The organism is Sinorhizobium sp. RAC02, assembly GCF_001713395.1.
Lineage (GTDB): Bacteria > Pseudomonadota > Alphaproteobacteria > Rhizobiales > Rhizobiaceae > Shinella.
In genome coordinates, this window is sequence record NZ_CP016450.1 from 2,262,707 (window position 1) to 2,279,931 (window position 17,225).

General features: G+C 62.8%; 14 protein-coding genes. 5 read left to right on the forward strand and 9 right to left on the reverse strand.

Features of this window, described 5'->3' with window-relative positions; genetic code table 11:
- Positions 1 to 4: 4 nt before the first annotated feature.
- Positions 5 to 1,999 carry a pseudouridine synthase gene (locus tag BSY16_RS10895; RefSeq protein WP_069059681.1) on the reverse strand — a complete coding sequence of 665 codons (1,995 nt, stop codon included), beginning with the start codon at positions 1,997 to 1,999 and terminating at the stop codon, positions 5 to 7.
- Between the two features lie 69 nt (positions 2,000 to 2,068).
- On the opposite strand from BSY16_RS10895, the gene BSY16_RS10900 reads away from it, so the two are divergent.
- On the forward strand, positions 2,069 to 2,512 hold the full coding sequence (locus BSY16_RS10900) for a nucleoside deaminase (RefSeq protein ID WP_069059682.1): 444 nt from the start codon (positions 2,069 to 2,071) through the stop codon (positions 2,510 to 2,512).
- 15 nt (positions 2,513 to 2,527) lie between these two features.
- Here BSY16_RS10900 and BSY16_RS10905 read toward each other — a convergent pair whose 3' ends face one another.
- The 3 genes from BSY16_RS10905 to ileS all read right to left on the reverse strand — a co-directional run bounded on the left by BSY16_RS10905 (position 2,528) and on the right by ileS (position 6,748).
- On the reverse strand, positions 2,528 to 3,013 hold the full coding sequence (locus BSY16_RS10905) for a GNAT family N-acetyltransferase (protein ID WP_069059683.1): 486 nt from the start codon (positions 3,011 to 3,013) through the stop codon (positions 2,528 to 2,530).
- A 4-nt stretch (positions 3,014 to 3,017) separates the two neighbouring features.
- Complete coding sequence (locus BSY16_RS10910; protein WP_069059684.1) at positions 3,018 to 3,632, reverse strand: hypothetical protein; 615 nt, start codon at positions 3,630 to 3,632, stop codon at positions 3,018 to 3,020.
- A 173-nt stretch (positions 3,633 to 3,805) separates the two neighbouring features.
- Positions 3,806 to 6,748 carry an isoleucine--tRNA ligase gene (gene ileS / locus BSY16_RS10915; protein WP_069061494.1) on the reverse strand — a complete coding sequence of 981 codons (2,943 nt, stop codon included), beginning with the start codon at positions 6,746 to 6,748 and terminating at the stop codon, positions 3,806 to 3,808.
- Here ileS and BSY16_RS31935 point away from each other — a divergent pair.
- Positions 6,747 to 7,010, forward strand: coding sequence for a hypothetical protein (locus BSY16_RS31935; protein ID WP_150129932.1), 264 nt, complete (start codon positions 6,747 to 6,749; stop codon positions 7,008 to 7,010). The genes ileS and BSY16_RS31935 overlap by 2 nt on opposite strands.
- 34 nt (positions 7,011 to 7,044) lie before the next feature.
- Here BSY16_RS31935 and BSY16_RS10920 read toward each other — a convergent pair whose 3' ends face one another.
- Both BSY16_RS10920 and BSY16_RS10925 read right to left on the reverse strand, forming a co-directional pair.
- The gene (locus BSY16_RS10920) at positions 7,045 to 8,025 is read right to left on the reverse strand and encodes a bifunctional riboflavin kinase/FAD synthetase (protein ID WP_069059685.1); all 981 of its coding nucleotides are present in this window, start codon (positions 8,023 to 8,025) and stop codon (positions 7,045 to 7,047) included.
- Positions 8,026 to 8,044: 19 nt separating this feature from the next.
- Positions 8,045 to 8,893, reverse strand: coding sequence for a TIGR01459 family HAD-type hydrolase (locus BSY16_RS10925; RefSeq protein WP_069059686.1), 849 nt, complete (start codon positions 8,891 to 8,893; stop codon positions 8,045 to 8,047).
- 319 nt (positions 8,894 to 9,212) lie between these two features.
- On the opposite strand from BSY16_RS10925, the gene groES reads away from it, so the two are divergent.
- The 3 genes from groES (at position 9,213) to BSY16_RS10940 (ending at position 12,138) form a co-directional block, all read left to right on the forward strand.
- Positions 9,213 to 9,509, forward strand: a complete 297-nt coding sequence (gene groES, locus BSY16_RS10930) for a co-chaperone GroES (protein WP_069059687.1) — start codon at positions 9,213 to 9,215, stop codon at positions 9,507 to 9,509.
- A gap of 57 nt (positions 9,510 to 9,566) precedes the next feature.
- Positions 9,567 to 11,207 (forward strand): chaperonin GroEL, encoded by a 1,641-nt coding sequence (gene groL / locus BSY16_RS10935; RefSeq protein WP_069059688.1) that lies wholly within the window; start codon positions 9,567 to 9,569, stop codon positions 11,205 to 11,207.
- Between the two features lie 484 nt (positions 11,208 to 11,691).
- Positions 11,692 to 12,138 (forward strand): hypothetical protein, encoded by a 447-nt coding sequence (locus tag BSY16_RS10940; RefSeq protein ID WP_069059689.1) that lies wholly within the window; start codon positions 11,692 to 11,694, stop codon positions 12,136 to 12,138.
- Between the two features lie 6 nt (positions 12,139 to 12,144).
- On the opposite strand, the gene BSY16_RS10945 is transcribed toward BSY16_RS10940, so the two are convergent.
- The 3 genes from BSY16_RS10945 to BSY16_RS10955 all read right to left on the reverse strand — a co-directional run bounded on the left by BSY16_RS10945 (position 12,145) and on the right by BSY16_RS10955 (position 17,149).
- A complete protein-coding gene (locus BSY16_RS10945; RefSeq protein WP_069059690.1) occupies positions 12,145 to 14,943 on the reverse strand; it encodes a bifunctional diguanylate cyclase/phosphodiesterase in 2,799 nt (932 codons plus the stop codon).
- Positions 14,944 to 15,129: 186 nt separating this feature from the next.
- Positions 15,130 to 16,347: an NAD(P)/FAD-dependent oxidoreductase gene (locus tag BSY16_RS10950; protein ID WP_069059691.1), complete on the reverse strand. Its 1,218-nt coding sequence runs from the start codon at positions 16,345 to 16,347 to the stop codon at positions 15,130 to 15,132.
- Between the two features lie 94 nt (positions 16,348 to 16,441).
- Positions 16,442 to 17,149 carry a glutathione S-transferase C-terminal domain-containing protein gene (locus tag BSY16_RS10955; RefSeq protein WP_069059692.1) on the reverse strand — a complete coding sequence of 236 codons (708 nt, stop codon included), beginning with the start codon at positions 17,147 to 17,149 and terminating at the stop codon, positions 16,442 to 16,444.
- Between the last annotated feature and the right edge of the window lie 76 nt (positions 17,150 to 17,225).

Consider the following 17,225-nt stretch of genomic DNA (forward strand, 5'->3'; position numbering starts at 1 on the left):
CTGATTACTTCCCCTTGCCGCGCGGGCCGCCCGAAGGCCGGCCACCGGGCTTGCCGGCAGGCTTACCGCCGGACGGGCGACCACCCGGCTTGCCGCCGAAGGATTTGCCACCGGAAGGCTTTGCGCCGAACGGCTTGCCGCCATCACGGCGCGGCGGACGGTCGGAGAACGTGCGTTCGCCCTCTGCCCTGGGCTTGCGATCACCGAAGGAACGCTCGCCTTCTGCGCGTGGCTTGCGGTCGCCGTGGGCCGGGCGGGCACCGAAGGAACGTTCGCCTTCCGCACGCGGTTTACGATCGCCGCGGGGCGGACGATCAACGAACGAGCGTTCACCCTCGGCGCGCGGTTTGCGGTCGCCACGCGGCGGACGGTCACCGAAACCGCGGGGCGCGCGGTCGTCGCCGGCACCGGAGCGCGGGCGGCCGAAGCCACCGCGACCACCGTCGTCACGGTCGCTCTTTTCCGGCTCGCTGGCGCGGATCCATTCGCCGTCTTCGTCACGCGTCTTCAGGACACGGGGCTTGTCTGCCCGGTCGTCGCCGGGGCGGCCGCGCGCCGGTCCCTTGCGGTCGGGATCGAACTTCTTTGCCGAGCGTGTCGGCGCGCCATCGGCTGTCCTGCCGTAGCGCTTGGTCTTCGGCGCGCCTTCGGGACGTTCCCGCGGTTCGCGCTTCACGCCTTCAGACGTCTCGGCCTTCTTTTCGGCAACGGGACGGGCGCCGGGCGCCATCCAGACGTTGGACTTGCGGGCACGGTTGGCGGGCTCGCGCTTCGGCTTGCTGTCGAACGTGTTTTCTTCGCGATCCCGATCGCGCGGGCCGCCACGCGGCTTGTCACCAAAGCGGTCGTCGCGCTTGGTATCGAGCCGCGCGCGGGCCTTTTCGCGACGGTCTTCCGGCTTCTCGCGGCGCTCGGCGGGACGTTCACCCCAGCCAGGTGCGGCGTCGCGACCCTTTTTCGCGGGTTTCTCGTCCTCATCCGGCGCATGATCGAACAGCGGCGCATCGAAATTCGCCTTGGCTTCCTCGATCAGGCGGGGGCCGAGCTGGTCGCGCAGCGTGCGGCCGCGGATTTCCTGTGCCTGGCCTTCCGGCAGTTCGCCGAGCTGGAACGGGCCGTAGGAAATGCGGATCAGGCGGTTCACGTCGAGACCAAGCGCACCGAGCACGTTCTTGATTTCGCGGTTCTTGCCTTCACGAAGGCTGACGGTGATCCAGACGTTGGTGCCCTGCACCTTGTCGAGCGTCGCATCGATCGCGCCGTAGAGCACGCCTTCGACGGCGATGCCGTCCTTCAGCTTGTCGAGATCGGCCTGCTCGATCTTGCCATGAGCGCGCACGCGGTAGCGGCGCAGCCAGCCGGTCGTCGGCAGTTCCAGCATGCGGGCAAGGCCGCCATCGTTGGTCAGCAGCAGCAGACCTTCGGTGTTGATGTCGAGGCGGCCGATAGACATGACGCGCGGCAGGTCTTCGGGCAGGTTGTCGAAGACGGTCGGGCGGCCTTCCGGGTCGGCATTGGTGGTCACGAGACCCGCCGGCTTGTTGTAGAGCCAGAGGCGCGTGCGCTCGATGCCGCGGATCGGCTGGCCGTCGACCTCGATGTGGTCGGCGAAGGTGGCGTTGACGACCGGCGTCTCCAGCACCTTGCCGTTCACGCTGACGCGGCCTTCCATGATCATGCGCTCGATATCACGACGCGAGGCGACGCCCGCGCGGGCGAGCAGCTTGGAAATGCGCTCGGGCGCAAGATCTGTGCTGGCCGAGGCGGCCGGCGCTGCCTTGGCAGGCCGTGCATCACGGGCGGGCTTGCCATCACGGGGAGGCTTACCGTCCCGCGGGGCCGGCTTTCCGGAGAACGATTTGCCCTCGGGTTTGCGGCCCGCAGGCTTTTCAGCCGAAAAGGATTTCTTGCCCGGTGCGGCCGATGCGGCGCCACGCGGCTTACGATCACGGCCCTCGGGCTTGTCGCCCGGCCGTTTTGGCTTGTCTTTGAATGTCATTTGTGTTGCCTGCGTTTTGGCGTGTCCTATCAGGTCACACGCCCCGGGTTAAGAGGAATTCGTTGTGCGATGACAAATCGCTTCATGGAGATCGCGCTTTGCGAGGCGCGCGCGGCCGGCGAACGGGGCGAAGTGCCGGTCGGGGCCGTGCTGGTGCTCGATGGCACGATCATCGCGCAATCCGGCAACCGGACGCGGGCGGAGACCGATGTGACCGCCCATGCCGAGGTTGCCGTCATCCGCGAGGCCGCCCGCAAACTCGGCCAGGAGCGTCTCACCGGCGCCGATCTCTACGTGACGCTGGAGCCCTGCACACTCTGCGCCGCCGCCATTTCCTTCGCCCGGATCCGCCGGCTGTACTACGGCGCAGAGGACCCGAAGGGCGGCGCGGTGGACAATGGCGTGCGCTTCTTCGCGCAACCGACCTGCCACCATGCACCGGACGTCTATTCCGGCATCGGCGGCCTGGAGGCTGCGGAAATCCTGAAGGATTTCTTCGCCGAACGGCGCTGATCAAAACTTTGGGATTTATCCAGCGGCGAACTGACGAAGTTTTTCACCATCCAGCCGGTAGCGGACCCATTCCGGCTTGGGCTCGGCGCCGATCGCATCATAGACGCGGATCGCCGGCGTATTCCAGTCGAGCACGCTCCACTCGAACCGCGCGCACCCCTCATCAAGCGCGGTGCGCGCGAGATGGCGCAGCAGCATCTTGCCGACGCCGGCGCCGCGATGGTCGGGCGTCACATAAAGGTCTTCGAGATAAAGGCAGTTCTTCGCCTGCCAGGTGGAATAGGTCTTGAACCACACGGCGGAGCCAGCGGGTTCGCCGTCCTCGGTCTCGCAGATGGCGGCGTCGCTGACCGAGCCTTCGCCGAAAAGCGAGGCGGCAATGCTCTGTTCCGTCGCTGCGACTTCGTGCAGCGCTTTTTCATAGTCGGCAAGTTCGCGGATGAACCGCAGGATGATCGCGGCGTCGTCAACCGACGCCGGACGAATGCGATAAGCCTTCATGGCCTTAGAACGGCCACCAGCTAGACCCGCCCTGCTTGGCCGCCTTGGCTTCCTTCTTGCGGCGACGCTCCTTGGTCTTTTCCGGCTCACCGAGATCGGCCTGAGCCTCCTCGGGAAGGCGGCGGTAGTCCAGCGGCGGATCGCTCAGGTAGCGGCGCTTGTCGGAATAGGCGCCCATCTCCAGCCGGCGTGCCTCGCGATAGGCGGCCGTCTGCTCGGATGCGGAGAGCTTGCGGTTCGTCGTACCCTGATTGGCGAGCGGAGACCGGTAGTTCACGTCACCGCTGTTTTCATCCGCTTCCGCCCGCAGGCGTTGGCGCATGTCTTCGGGGCTTTCCAGCCATCCCGGATTGTTCTTGCCGGAAACAGAATCCTGCGGCGTGGTGAGTGCGGTTTGATCCTTCGGCACAACGAGGCCGCCGCGCGGCTGGTAGCGGATATTTTTCGCTTCCTCATTGTCGGGCTGAACCATGACGGCGTTGCCGACATCTTCCACCAGCTGTTCGCCGGCGCTCTTGCCCGTGCCGTAGGTCGGTCCCATGCAGCCGGTCAAAAGGAAACTTCCGCCCAAAAGACCGATCAGGCCGGTACGCACCCGAATATTTCGCGTCATTCCCATGAATACCCTTCCAGCAGAGCCGGCGCCCCAAAGCTCAAGCACGGCAATAGATCGCCGTGCCATGGCGGAAAAATCCGACCATTTTCAGGCAGCAATACCGGATGAAGCATGGAAGTGCAATTCATCCGGGGGATCGACGGCCGGAAAGCCCCGGCCGTCAACAGGCAGACCCGTCAGGCGGCGCGACGAAAGCCGATTTCGCGCAGTGCCGCAGCGTCACGCGCCGAGACATCCGGATAGTCCGCATCCGCGCCGACATCCGTGGTGATGCGCCAGGAGCGCGCGCACTTTGTGCCCTCGGCAAGCTTCGGCTCGACCGCGACCTTGGCGACCTCCGGCAGGCGGAAGGCGTCAGCCGGGCCATCGCCGGAGACAACCGATATGGCCGAGGTGATGCAGATTTCCGCAAAATCCTGGCCTTCGAGCGCTTCCAGCAGCGCCGGGTCGTTTATGTAGACGACTGGAGCCGCTTCCAGCGAGGCGCCGATGCGCTTCTCGCGGCGCTCGATCTCGAGCGCGCCGGTGACGACCGAACGCACGCTGCGGATCTTTTCCCACTTGGCTTCCAGCGCATCGTTGCGCCATTCGGCCGGCACGTCCGGGAACTGCTCGAGATGGACCGATACGGCATCGGGCTTGCGCGACAGCCAGGCCTCTTCCATCGTGAAGGGCAGCATGGGTGCCAGCCAGGTGACGAGGCAGTCGAACAGCTTACGGATGACCGAGAGCGAGGCGCGGCGCTTCAGCGAGGACGGGGCGTCGCAGTAGAGCGCATCCTTGCGGACGTCGAAGTAGAAGGCCGAGAGCTCGACGTTCGAAAAATCGATGAGCGCGCGGGTGATCTTCTTGAAGTCGAAGGCGTCGTAGCCTTCGCGCACGAGCGCATCGAGTTCCGACAGCCGATGCAGCATCAGCTTTTCCAGCTCCGGCATATCGGCATAGGCGATCTCCTCGCCCGTATCGTGCGCCAGCGTGCCCAGCATCCAGCGCACCGTGTTGCGCAGCTTGCGGTAGGCGTCGATGTTGGTCTGGATGATCGTCTTGCCGAGGCGCTGATCTTCCCAGTAGTCGGTGGTCATCACCCAGAGACGCAGGATATCGGCGCCCGATTCCTTCATGACGTCCTGCGGCGAGACGACGTTGCCCTTGGACTTCGACTGCTTCTCGCCCTTCTCGTCCATGGTGAAGCCATGGGTGACGACGGCATTGTAGGGCGCGCGGCCACGCGTCGCGCAGCTTTCGAGCAGCGACGAGTGGAACCAGCCGCGATGCTGGTCGGAGCCTTCCAGATAGACGTCGGCAGGCCATTTCAGGTCCGGGCGGTCTTCCAGCGTGAAGGTGTGCGTCGAGCCCGAGTCGAACCAGACATCCAAGATGTCCATGACCTGCGTCCACTTGGACTGGTCGTGGTCGGGGCCAAGGAAACGTGCCTTGGCGCCCTCGGCGAACCAGGCGTCCGCACCTTCCTGCTCGAAGGCTTCGAGGATGCGGGCATTGACGGCCTCATCGACGAGCACGTTGCCATTCTCGTCAGCGAAGACGGCGATCGGGACGCCCCAGGCGCGCTGGCGCGACAGCACCCAGTCCGGACGGGCTTCGATCATGGCGCGCAGGCGGTTCTGACCGGCCGCGGGCACGAAGCGCGTGTCGTCGATCGCCTTCAGCGAACGCGAGCGCAGCGTCGTGCCGTCGCCGAGCTCCTTGTCCATGTAGACGAACCACTGCGGCGTGTTGCGGAAGATGACCGGCTTCTTGGAGCGCCAGGAATGCGGATACGAGTGCTTCAGGCGACCGCGGGCGAACAGCGTGTTCGAGGCGATCAGCGCCTTGATGACGCGCTCGTTGGCGTCGCCCTTCTTGCCGTTGTCGTCCATGACGCGCGCGCCGTCGAAACCAGGGGCGTCGGCGGTGTAGAAGCCGGCATCGTCGACCGGGAACGGGATCTTCGAAGAGATGCCGCGCGCTTCCAGTTCGCGAGCCTTCGACGTCCAGGCGTCAAAGTCTTCGCGGCCGTGGCTCGGTGCGGTGTGCACGAAGCCGGTACCGGCATCGTCGGTGACGTGGTCGCCGTCGAGTAGCGGTACTGGAAAATCGTAGCCAAGCTCCCGTAGAGGATGCTCGCAGACGATCGCTGCCAACTCTTCTGGCGCAACGTTACGGACGAATTTGAAGGTGAGCTTTGCCTTGGCAGCAGCTTCATCGGCAAGGCGCGTTGCAAAGATAAGCCTCTCGCCCGGCTGCGGGCCGAAATCGTTCTGTGCGCTTTCCACTTCGAACAAGCCATATGGATAGCGTGACGAAAAGGCGATCGCACGGTTGCCCGGGATTGTCCAAGGCGTGGTCGTCCAGATGACAACGAACGCGCCGTTGAAATCGGCTTCCATTCCGACCGTCGGAACCTGCTGTCCTTTAGGAACGTGAGTGTCATAAACCGTTGGGATGATCGGGAACTTTACCCAGATCATGTCGCTCTCGACATCGGCATATTCGACTTCGGCTTCGGCCAGCGCCGTGCGTTCGACAACCGACCACATGACCGGCTTCGAGCCGCGATAGAGTTGGCCGCTCTTGGCGATCTTCAGGAGTTCGCCGGCGATGCGCGATTCCGCATGGAAGTTCATCGTCGTGTAGGGATTGTCGAAGTCGCCCTCGATGCCGAGGCGCTTGAACTCGTCGGACTGGATCTTGATCCAGCCGGCCGCGAAGTCGCGGCATTCCTGGCGGAACTCGTTGACCGGAACCTCGTCCTTGTTCTTGCCCTTCTCGCGGTACTTTTCCTCGATCTTCCATTCGATCGGAAGGCCGTGGCAGTCCCAGCCGGGCACGTAGTTGGAGTCATAGCCGCGCATCTGGAACGAGCGGGTGATGACGTCCTTGAGGATCTTGTTCAGCGCGTGGCCGATATGGATGTTGCCGTTGGCATAGGGCGGGCCGTCGTGCAGCACGAACTTTTCACGGCCGGCGGCGGAGGCGCGCAGCCTCTTGTAGAGACCCATCTTCTGCCAGCGGGCCACCGTTTCCGGCTCCTTCGTCGGCAGGCCAGCGCGCATCGGGAAATCCGTCTGCGGCAGGTAGAGGGTGGCGGAATAATCGACTTTTTCGGGCGTATCGGTCATGGATATGGCTATCGTCTTTTTCGCGCGCATTTTGCGCATGCGGGGATATTGTCATTTTACTTCGCATTCCCGGACGGAAAACCGCTTGGCACTTTTCCTGGAAATGCTTGTTCTGACGGCGGGAAGTTCTGGAAACGCCCAAAATCCCGGACCTTCCGGCTCTCGCTTAGAGCGCGCGGAAAGCCGGGCCACTAATTCGCAGATCGATGGTCAGCCGGTTGAGCATCATGCGCGCGGTATTACGGCCTTTTCGCAGCTTTGAAAAGACGGGGCACACCGGAAAGCCGTCGTTCCCTTCAGAAACAGAGGCGCTGGTCGATCGCCCCGAGCGGCTTGACGCCGGAAAGCAGCGCCCGCGCCTCCTCCTCGTCACGCTTCATCTGCACGACAAGGGCATCGAGGCCGTCGAATTTCAGCTCGTCGCGCAGGTGCCCGAAGAAGGAGACGGCGGAGACTTCGCCGTAGAGGTCGCCGGAGAAATCGAAGAGGAAGGTTTCGAGCAGCGGCACGCCATTCGAGGTGACCGTCGGGCGGCGGCCATAGCTGGCGACGCCGTCGTGCAGGCTGCCATCCGGGCGGCGGAACCGCACAGCATAGATGCCGTTGCGCAATTCCACTTCCGGCGGAAGCTGCATGTTGGCGGTCGGATAGCCCAATGTGCGGCCGAGCTGCTTGCCGCCGATCACCTCGGCCTCGACCGTATAGTGGTAACCGAGCTGGCCGGACGCCTCGACGACGGCTCCCTCTCCAAGCAGGGCACGGACGAAGCTCGACGAGATCACCGAGGCATTCTCGTCGCGAAAGGCATCGACCAGTGTGACGCCGAAACCATTGTCCTGGCCAGCGGCCATCAGGAAGGCCGGGCCGCCTTCCCTGCCCTTACCGAAATGGAAATCGAAGCCGGTGACGACCTCGGAGGCGTGCAGCCAATCCATCAGGATGGCGCGGATGAAGTCGTGCGCCGATATTTCGGAGAAGTTGCGATCGAAGGGATATTCGATGACGGCGGAAAAACCCATGCCTTCGAGGATGCGGGCCTTCAACGGTGCCGGCGTCAGACGGAAGACGGGGCGCTCCGGTCGGAAGACGGTGCGCGGATGGGGCTCGAAGGTCAGCACGAGGGCGGGGATGCCGCGCTCGGCGGCAAGATCGAGCGCCCGTTGCAGAACAGCCTGGTGGCCGCGGTGCACGCCGTCGAAATTGCCGATTGCAATGACGCCGCCGCGCAGATGCTCCGGCAGCGGCTGTTTCGTCTCGTTCCTGTGAAATACCGTCATGCCGACCGTCTCCGTCCCGTCACTGCAGCCGGGGCATCCACCACTTCGGGTGGGCATTTTCCTGAGCGAGAAAGCGTTCCAATCTTGCCTCGTCCGTGCGGCCGGCTTCAACATATTCCTGCGCATGGATGCCGCCGGAAATATAGAGCACATCGAGACCGAAGGCTTCAGCGCCGCGTACATCGGTCGGCATGCCGTCGCCGATGGCGATGACGCGCGACAGGTCGAAGGCGCCGCGCACGTCCTCAGCCTCCGCAATCGACTTTTCGTAGATCGGCCGATGCGGCTTGCCGGCGATCTGGCTGGTGCAGCCGAGCTCTTCATAGAGCTTGGCAAGCGCACCGGCACAGGGAATGAGGCGGTGGCCGCGCTCGACGACGAGGTCGGGGTTGGCGCAGATGAAGGGCAGCTTTTTCGCGGCGAGCGCGGTCAGCTCCGCGCGATAATCCTCGACGGTATCCTTCTCGTCTTCGCGAAGGCCGGCGCAGACGACGATGCCCGCCTCCTCCAGGCCGACCAGCTCGACGCCTAGGCCATCGAGCAGGGCCAAGTCCTTTTCCGCGCCGATGAAATAGATCTTCTTCGGGCCTTGCGCGATCAGCGCACGGGTGACGTCGCCCGATGTGACGATACGATCATAAGAATCATCGGTGACGCCGAGGCCGCGGATCTGCACTTTCACGCCCGGATGCGGGCGCGGCGAATTGGTGATGAGCACGACGGTGAGGCCGGCCGCGCGGGCCTCGGCGAGTGCCTCCGAGGCATACGAAAAGGCTTCGACGCCATTGTGCAGGACGCCCCAGACGTCGCAGAGCACCACGTCATAGTGCGCGGTGATATCGCGGAAGGATTGGATGCGGTGAGCCATCAGGGATTCCCGTGTCGAGGTCGAGCCCGGCTGACATTGCAAAGCGACGCCAAGAAAACAAGCCTCTCCACACAATTTTGCCGCATCGGCGGGGAAACTGCCGGAAATTCATCAGCCTGACTTGATGGCGTGCGATTTCGCTCCCATCTGGCGGCAGCGGTAACCATTCGCGGCAAAATAATTTCCGGTCGCTCTTCTTGACTCGAAAAGCCCCACCGCCTATCTCCAGGCCGCTAGCACTCCTAAACGGTGAGTGCTAACACTCATCCATCGGATCCAGTTCGGGATCCGCAATGTCATTCGATCGAGGGATAAGACAATGGCAAGCACCACCTTCCGCCCGCTTCACGATCGCGTCGTCGTTCGTCGCGTTGAATCTGAAGCCAAGACCAAGGGCGGCATCATCATTCCTGACACCGCCAAGGAAAAGCCGCAGGAAGGCGAAATCGTCGCCGTCGGTTCCGGCGCTCGTGACGAGTCCGGCAAGGTTGTTCCGCTGGACGTCAAGGCTGGCGACCGCGTTCTGTTCGGCAAGTGGTCGGGCACCGAAGTCAAGCTCGACGGCGAAGACCTTCTGATCATGAAGGAAGCCGACATCATGGGCGTCATCGGCTGATCTAGCCGATAAATCCCTTTCCGAAATTCGCTGATACCTCTTTCAGGAGTTCACACAATGGCAGCCAAAGAAGTCAAATTCGGCCGCACCGCGCGCGAAAAGATGCTGCGTGGCGTCGACGTTCTCGCAGACGCAGTCAAGGTAACGCTCGGCCCGAAGGGTCGTAACGTCGTTATCGACAAGTCCTTCGGCGCACCGCGCATCACCAAGGACGGCGTTTCCGTCGCCAAGGAAATCGAACTGGAAGACAAGTTCGAGAATATGGGCGCCCAGCTCGTTCGCGAAGTCGCTTCCAAGACCAACGACATCGCCGGCGACGGCACGACGACCGCAACCGTTCTTGCCCAGGCTATCGTTCGCGAAGGCCACAAGGCTGTTGCCGCCGGCATGAACCCGATGGACCTGAAGCGCGGCATCGATCTCGCCGTTGCTGAAGTCGTCAAGGATCTCCAGGCCAAGGCCAAGAAGATCAACACCTCGGAAGAAGTTGCCCAGGTCGGCACGATCTCCGCAAACGGCGACAAGCAGGTCGGTCTCGACATTGCTGAAGCCATGCAGAAGGTCGGCAACGAAGGCGTCATCACGGTTGAAGAAGCCAAGACCGCCGAAACCGAACTCGAAGTCGTCGAAGGCATGCAGTTCGACCGCGGCTACCTGTCGCCCTACTTCGTGACCAACCCGGAAAAGATGATCGCCGACCTCGAAGACGCTTTCATTCTCCTGCACGAAAAGAAGCTCTCGAACCTTCAGGCAATGCTGCCGGTTCTCGAAGCCGTCGTTCAGACCGGCAAGCCGCTGGTCATCATCGCTGAAGACGTCGAAGGCGAAGCCCTCGCAACGCTCGTCGTCAACAAGCTGCGTGGCGGCCTCAAGATCGCTGCCGTCAAGGCTCCTGGCTTCGGCGACCGCCGCAAGGCCATGCTGGAAGACATTGCCATCCTGACGGGCGGCACTGTCATCTCCGAAGACCTCGGCATCAAGCTTGAAAACGTAACGCTCGACATGCTCGGCCGTTCGAAGAAGGTTTCGATCTCCAAGGAAAACACGACGATCGTCGACGGTGCCGGCCAGAAGGCTGAAATCGAAGGCCGCGTCGCGCAGATCAAGGCTCAGATCGAAGAAACCACCTCCGACTACGACCGCGAGAAGCTGCAGGAACGTCTTGCCAAGCTCGCTGGCGGCGTTGCCGTCATCCGCGTCGGCGGTTCGACGGAAGTCGAAGTGAAGGAAAAGAAGGACCGCATCGACGACGCCCTCAACGCGACGCGCGCTGCTGTTCAGGAAGGCATCGTACCGGGCGGTGGCGTTGCCCTGCTGCGTTCTTCCACGAAGATCACCGTCAAGGGTGAAAACGACGACCAGGAAGCTGGCATCAACATCGTTCGCAAGGCGCTCCAGTCGCTGGTTCGCCAGATTGCCGAGAACGCTGGTGACGAAGCTTCGATCGTTGTCGGCAAGATCCTCGACAAGAACGAAGACAACTACGGCTACAACGCCCAGACCGGCGAATACGGCGACCTGATCGCGCTTGGCATCGTCGACCCGGTCAAGGTTGTCCGCACGGCTCTGCAGAACGCTGCTTCGGTTGCTTCGCTGCTGATCACGACGGAAGCCATGATCGCCGAACTGCCGAAGAAGGAATCCGCTGGCGGCATGCCTGGCGGCATGGGCGGCATGGGTGGCATGGACATGATGTAAGGCCTTCGGGTCTTATATCTGAGCCACCCGGTTCAGTTCGGAAAGGGCGGTCTTCGGGCCGCCCTTTCTGCTTTGCTGCAGGGCCGGGCTGTATCGTTGCCGTGAAAAGAATTTTTCCATTCGTGCAATAATTATCAAAAAGCCGTTGCTGGCATCAGAAAACTAATTATAAAGGCGCCCCAAGTGAACTTTTCAGATTCACTCGGGGTTCAGGCGCTAAATTCGACACTGTGTTGTCGGCTTGTTGCGAAGCCGGATTTCCCGAAGCATTGGATAGCACCCGCCGGGGACTGAACAAAGTCAGCGGCGGTCTTTACGCGTACACCCGGTCCGATCGACGGTAGGATCCGGGTATAGTTCAGTTCATGGAAAAATGGTTCGGCCGACTTCGGGGGTTGTCAGCCAACGCTGTCTTTTTAGCATGTCACGGGCCTCAAGGGACGGACATGTTCGGCAAAATTCGAGCAACTGCCTGAGGTCGTGGGTGTTCAAGATAATCAAGACTGATCTCTCGTCGCCCTTTCTGCCGGGCTCGATGGAATTCGACGAGACGGACAACGAACTGTTGACGCAGTATTGCGTGACGGAGCGCTGGACCGGCGATCTTTCCAACGGCCTGTTCACGCTCGGTGACAAGGCCGCGCTGGCGCATGGCCTGCCGCAGCGTGCCTGCGGCCTGCTGAATCTCATCCGCTGCTACGAGCCGCTCGACCGCACGCGCGTGCTGGAGCTTTTCGAGCAGGCGGCCGCCACCTCGTCGTCCTTCTGTTTTTCCACGACGATCCACCTCGACGGCGCGCCGCGCCAGCCGGTGTTCTGCGTCGGTGAATCGACGGGTCTCGAGGAGAAGTACGCCGGCACGATCATCGGCGTCTTCATCTTTCCCCGCTTCCAGATCGACCTCGCCGGCCGACGCTTCAAGCGCCAGTAAGCCCGCTCAAGCGGCTTCGCTTGTCTCCACGTCGACCCGGATCCGCTCGATGGGCACCGGACGCCCGAGGAAATAGCCCTGCGCCTCGTCGCAGCCTTCGTCCAGAAGGATGGCGAGCTGGCTGCTCGTCTCCACGCCTTCGGCAAGCACCGGTACACGCAGCGACTGGCCGAGCGCCAGAATGGCGCGGATGATGGCCTTGGCCTCGGGGCTTGCCTCGACTTCGCTCATGAAGCTGCGGTCGAGCTTGATCTTGTCGAAGGGGAAGGCGCGCAGCGTTTCCAGCGACGAATAGCCCGTGCCAAAATCGTCGATGGCGATGGTGACGCCGAAAGCCTTGATGCGGCGCAGCGTCTGCAATGCGCGCTCCTTGTCGCCGATGATGGTCGACTCGGTGATCTCCAGCTCCAGCCGACGCGGGTCGAGGCCGGTTTCCAGCAGGACACGATGTACGAGATCCGCGACATCGGCATTGCCGAGTTGCACCGGCGACAGGTTGACGGCGATCTTGTGCTCGTTGCCCCAGGTCGCAGCCTCGCGGCAGGCTTGCCGCAGCACCCATTCGCCGATCGGCAGGATGGCGCCGCACTCTTCGGCAATCGGGATGAAGTCCGACGGCGGGATCGTGCCACGCACCGGATGGTGCCAGCGCAGCAGCACTTCGTAGCCGAGCGTCTCGCCGGTATTGACCGCCTTCTGCACCTGGTAGTGCAGTTGCAATTCCTTGCGCTCCACGGCCTGCCAGAGGTCGTTGGCGATCAGGCGGCGGCTGCGGGCGGCCTCGTCCATGGAAACCTCGTAGAAGCACACCGTCTGGGTCAGTGCATCCTTGGCGCGGTACATGGCAAGGTCGGCATTGTTGAGCAGCGCTTCGATATTGTCGGCGTCCTGCGGATAGATCGCCACGCCGAGGCTCGCACCCGGCTTGATGTCGTAGCCGTCGATACGGATTTCTGCATTGAGGCAGGTTTCAAGACGCTGGATGAAGTCGGTCAGCTCGGACATATCCTCGAAGCGCTTGGCGGCAGCGAATTCATCGCCGCCGAAGCGGGCGATCGTTTCATCCGCCTCGAGGCAGGTCTCGATGCGCTTCGACAGCGTGACCAGAACCTCGTCGCCCGCCGCATGGCCGCGCGTGTCGTTGATTTCCTTGAACTTGTCGAGGTCGATGCCGATCACCGCGACCTTGCCGCCGGAACGCTGCGCCGAATCGAGGTCTGCCTCCAGACGATTGTTGAAGCTCGCGCGGTTCGGCAGGCCCGTCAGGTTGTCGTGGCGGGCGAGGAAGGAAATCTGCTCTTCGGAGCGCAGGCGATCGGACACGTCTTCATAGGTCGCAACCCATGCACCATCCGGCAGCGTGCGGTAGCGCAGTTGCACCGAGGTGCCGTTCGGCAGCTTTTCCACGATGGCGCCGCCGTCATTGGCCTGGATGGCAGCGCGCCGGCGCGCATAGACGTCACGCGCCTTGGCCTGGCGGATATCGGGATCGGCAAACAAGGTGGCGACACCCTGCTCGACGATCTCGCGCAGCGTCATGCCGGGCTGGATGTGACCTTCCGCGAAACCGAAGATTTCGCTGTAGCGCTTGTTGGCAATGAGCAGGTGCTCGTCCCTGTCGAACAGGCAAAGGCCCTGCGACATGTTCTCCAGCGCGAGATCAAGGTTCTTCGTCACCGCGGCGAGCCGGTCGGCATCGGCCTTTTCCTTCGTGACGTCCTTGGTGATCTTGGCGTAACCGACGAGCACGCCGCCGGCATCATAGATGGGATCGATGACGACATGCGCCCAGAACCGGCCGCCGTCCTTTTTGTGGCGCCAGCCCTCGCTCTCGCATTTGCCTTCCTCCCGCGCCGTCCGCAAGGCCTGTTCGGGCAGGCCGGCAGCGCGGTCCTCCTCGCTGTAGAAGCGGGAAAAATGCTGGCCAACGATCTCGCGCGCCGTATAGCCCTTGCTGCGCTCGGCACCCTCGTTCCAGTTGGCGACACGACCTTCCGGATCGAGCATGTAGATGGCGTAATCCTTCACGCCCTGCACGAGCATGGCGAACTGGCGCGTGCTTTCGCTGGCGGACAACTCCGCCTGCCGGGCAAAGACGGCGGCGGTCATGCCGGCAAACAGCAGCGAGAAGGCAACAACCGCAATCAGCGGCACCATCAGGCTCGCCGACAGCATCGTATCGTCGCTCACCGGCATCAGGCCCGGCTCGATCGTCACGGCCGCCATGCCCGTGAAATGCAGCGAAACGACGCCGAGCGCCATGAGCAGGGTTGCGAGCGCGCGGTCACGCACGGCGGCTTGCGGACGCATGCAGAAGATGAGCGCCAAGGCACCAAAGATCGCGGCAAACGCCACCGAGGCTGCCACATAGGCATGATCCCAGACGATATGGCCCGGCAGCTCCAGCGCGGACATGCCGATATAGTGCATGGAGGTGATGCCGGCGCCCAGCAGCACGCCGCCCGCAACCGTGGCGCCTCGTCCGGGAACATAGGTGGCGAGCGAGAGCCCCATCGTCGTCACGACGATGGCCACCGCCAGGGACAGCAGCGTCGGCTCCATGTCGAACCCCATGGCAACGCCGGGATTATAGGCCAGCATGGCAATGAAATGCGTCGACCAGATGCCGAAGCCGCTGGATATGCCGGCCGCGCCAAGCCAGAGATTGCGCGCCGTGCCCTCCGCGGCCCGGGCCCTTTGCGCCAGCGTCACCGCCACATAGCAGGACAGGAAGCAGATAAAGGCCGCGAGCAGCACGAGACGAAGATCGTGCTCGACGGTCAGGCAGGTCAGAATGCGATACATGAAGGGTCACCGGGCGGGATCAAGATGACCCCACTCAGCGCGAGAACCCTAAAAAATGAGTGAATTCAGAAAGTATTGGGGAGCACGATCCGGCCCCGCCTTTTATCATACTTAACGAATATCAAAACAATGCAACTGCCTCAGTGTGCGACAGTCGTGTCGTGCAACTCACGCAACGTAAGCGTTTCAGAGCGTGAGCGCCTTGAGGTCCGTCGCCGGGTCTTCAAGGGCGGCGCGTTCCGGTGTGCGGCCCATCTCGATCAGCTTCTTGCCGACCACATAGGCCTTGGCGTCGTTGACGGCGTCCACCGCGATCAGGCGCCCCTCGCGGAAATACCAGACGGAGACGCTTCCCTCGCGCTGACCGACGCGGACGAACGTCTCGTCGAAGCCCATGCAGAAGCCGGCGATCTGGAGCTTGACGTCGTACTGGTCGGACCAGAACCACGGTTTCGGCTGATAGGGCGCATCGCCTCCGGCGATGACGACGGCTGCAGCCTCCGCCTGGTCGACGGCGTTCTGTACGGATTCGAGCCGGACGCGATTGCCCTCGAAAGGCAGCACGGCGCAGTCACCCATCGCGAAGATCGCAGGATCGGACGTGCGGGCATGGGTATCCACGACAATGCCGCCCGCAACCTCCAGGCCCGCATCTCGCGCAAGGTCATCATTTGCCGTCACGCCGATGCCGGCGATCACCACGTCGACCGGCAACACGAACCCGTCCGTCAATTCCGCCCCGGTGACACGGCCGTTCTCGCCGAGAAGACGCACCAGCCCGGTCTTTTCACGCACGTCGACGTCGCGCGCCGTGTGGATCGCCTTGAGGATGGTTGCCGTTGCCGGAGAAGCCACGCGGGCGAGAATGCGGTCGGCCATCTCGATGACGGTGACATGCAACCCCCTGCCCCGTGCGACGGCGGCGGCTTCAAGGCCGATGTAACCGCCACCGATGACTAGCGCCCGGCGGCCCTCCTGCATTTCGAGGCCCAAGCGGTCGGCATCGCGATAGTCGCGTACCGTGAAGACGCCATCGAGGTCGCCGCCGATCCCGGCCGGCAGACGGCGGGGCGTGGCACCAGTGGCGAGCGCGAGATAGGTATAGTGAAGGGTCGAACCGTCGCTCAGCGTCACCGTCTTTGCGGCACGGTCAATGGACGTGACCTCGGTAGACAGGCGGATATCGACATGGTTGTCGGGATACCAGTTTTCCGGACGGAACATCAGCCGACTGAGATCGGCCTCGCCGAGCAGGTATTTCTTGGAAAGCGGCGGGCGTTGGTAGGGATGGCTCGCCTCCGCGGCGATGATGGTGATCGGCCGCTCGTCCTTGAGCGCGCGCAGCTTTGCAACGAGGGCAAATGCGGCCTGACCGCCGCCCACTACAACCAGTCTTCCCGTCACGATATTTTCCGTCCCGTCTTTGTTTTACCCAGACGTACCGCGCGCCGGCGGGCGGCGTCAACTCATCGCCGCGCCGCCGGATTTTTCGTTTGCGTCAGGGCTTTGCCGGAATCTCGAGACCCTTCTGGGATGCCGGACGGGCGAGGCAGCGATCGAGCCAGGCCATGACGGCGGGGAAACTCGCATAGTCCAGGGCCTCGCGACCGCCATAGAAGACATCCGCGCCACGGATCCACGGGAAGGTCGTGATGTCGGCAATAGTGTATTCGTCGCCCATGATAAACTGGCGGTCCCTCAGGCGGTCTTCCAATATGGAAAGCAGGCGCTTCGACTCGTCCCGATAACGCTCGACCGGATAGGAATTGTTGGCGACCTTATCGGCGGCGAATTTGTGGAAATGCCCGAACTGGCCGAACATCGGGCCGACGCCGCTCATCTGGAACATCACCCAGGCCAGTGTTTCATACCGCCCAGCCGGATCGGCCGGGATCAGCTTGCCGGTCTTGTCGGCGAGATAGACGAGGATCGCGCCCGATTCAAAAAGGCCGATCGGCTTGCCGTCCGGGCCGTTCGGATCGACGATTGCCGGAATGCGCCCGTTCGGGTTCAGCGAGATGAAGTCCGGTGATTTGACGCCCTCCGGCCCGAACTCGATCCGATGAGCCTCATAGGCAAGGCCGAGTTCTTCCAGCGCAATCGACACCTTCACGCCATTCGGCGTCGGCAGCGAATAGAGCTGGATGATGTCGGGATTCTTGGCTGGCCATTTCTTGGTGATGGGGAAGGACGACATATCTGCCATGGAGCACTCCTTGCGATGGGAGTTCATAGATAGGACAGCTTGTCGGAGGATGTCAGGGTGAGTTGAGAATTTTCCG